Source organism: Micromonospora sp., from assembly GCF_048594385.1.
Taxonomy (GTDB): Bacteria; Actinomycetota; Actinomycetes; order Mycobacteriales; family Micromonosporaceae; genus Micromonospora; species Micromonospora wenchangensis.
The window spans coordinates 1-1,531 of the sequence record NZ_JBMDWU010000621.1; the positions used below are offsets into that span (position 1 = coordinate 1).

General features: G+C 74.2%; 3 protein-coding genes. All 3 read right to left on the reverse strand.

Annotated features, from left to right (window positions below):
• Nucleotides 1-390: JmjC domain-containing protein (locus tag ACOJTC_RS32575; RefSeq protein WP_420119757.1), on the reverse strand; the 390-nt coding region annotated here is incomplete at its 3' end.
• A 234-nt stretch (nt 391-624) separates the two neighbouring features.
• Complete coding sequence (locus ACOJTC_RS32580; RefSeq protein ID WP_420119758.1) at nt 625-873, reverse strand: hypothetical protein; 249 nt, start codon at nt 871-873, stop codon at nt 625-627.
• A 63-nt stretch (nt 874-936) separates the two neighbouring features.
• On the reverse strand, nt 937-1,368 hold the full coding sequence (locus tag ACOJTC_RS32585) for a VOC family protein (protein ID WP_420119759.1): 432 nt from the start codon (nt 1,366-1,368) through the stop codon (nt 937-939).
• Nucleotides 1,369-1,531: the final 163 nt, after the last annotated feature.

Sequence of the window (1,531 nt, forward strand, 5' to 3'; positions counted from 1 at the left end):
GTGCGGGGTGCCGGTGGGCAGGTACATGACGTGCCCGGCCTCGAGCAGCGGCTCCTCGGACCCCTCCGCGGGGTGCAGCTCCCACTGCTTGGTGCCGGCGGTCTGGAGCACGAAGACGTCGTGGACGTCGGAGTGGACCGCGAAGCCCTGCGAGCCGGGCGGGGTGAGGTAGGCGTTGGCCTGGCACGGGTGGCCGAGCTCGAGCTCGAGCTCGGCGATGAGGTCGACCAGCGGCGGGAACGACCGGTGCAGGCCCTGGAAGACCACCGTGGCGCCGTTCCGGAACTCCTCGACCGCCTTGCGCCCGTCGACCAGCCCGGTCAGCGGGCGGCCGGTGATGGACGCCTGGCGCGTGTAGCCGCTCTCGGGCAGCACCGCGCCGTCGCGCACGAGGCGGACCTGCGGCGCGCGGATCGCGGTCGCGGTGAGCAGGCGGTCGGCGTCCTCGAGGGAGAGGTACGCCGCGAGCTCGTCCGGGTCGACCCGGTGGTGGTGGACGCGGGGCCCCCACCACCAAAAGCGGGGGGGGGGGGGGGGGCCCGGCCCCCCCCCCCCCGGCCCGCGGTTGGGGGGGGCCCTCGCCGGTGAGCCGGTCGAGCGCTCCCCGGGTGTCCGGGGTGTCGCTCAGGACGCGTCCCCGTCGGTCGCGTCGGTGCTGTCGCCGTCCGAGCTGTCGCCGTCGGAGGCGTCGCCGTCGCTCGCGTCGGAGGAGTCGCCGTCCGAGGCGTCGCCGTCGCTGGAGTCGGCCGGGCCGGTGTCCGGGCCCGGGCCCGCGTCGATGCCGTCAGCGGAGCCGTCCCCGCCGCCGCCCTCGGTCGGGCTCGTGGTCATGTCGTCGTCGTCGAGCGGCTGGTCGGCCATGTGTTCCTCCATGCGTCGGTGGATGGGTGCCTCGGGGTCAGTCAAGTACCCGGGGGGTGGGGCTGTACACCCTTCTCAGGACAGGGGTGCGGTCAGCTCGACGTTGATGTCGTCGGGGTCCTGGAACGACAGGATCGCCTGGCCCGCGTCGGTCAGGTCGGTGACCTCACCGTGCGTGATCCCGGCGCCGTCCAGCGCCTCGGCCGCCCGCACCAGCGCGTCCCGGTCGGCCACCGCGAAGCTCACGTGGTCCAGGCCCGTGCGTGTGGAGTCGAAGCGGTCCTCCCCCACCGGCCGCAGGCCGAACAGCGTGCCCTGCGGGGTCTGGTAGACCACCCCGCCGTAGAAGTCCTCCTGCGACTCGTCCACGCCCGGCTCGCCGGCCTTGTCCGACGCGTCGATCGCCACCTCCCAGCCGAACACCTGGTCGTAGAAGGCCTTGGACCGCTCGATGTCGGTGACGGTCAGGCGGACGTGCGCGAACCCCGTGCTGTCGATGAGTGCCATGTCAGTCGAGTACCCGGGCGGGCCCGGCGGGCGACGAGGCGTCTCACCGACTGGCGCAGCAGGCACGCGGACGCTGGCTGCGGTGCGTGGCGCGCTTGCGACGCGCCTCGAAGCCTCCACAACGGAGGCACCCGACGCGACCACCTCCGGCGCGCAGGCTGCG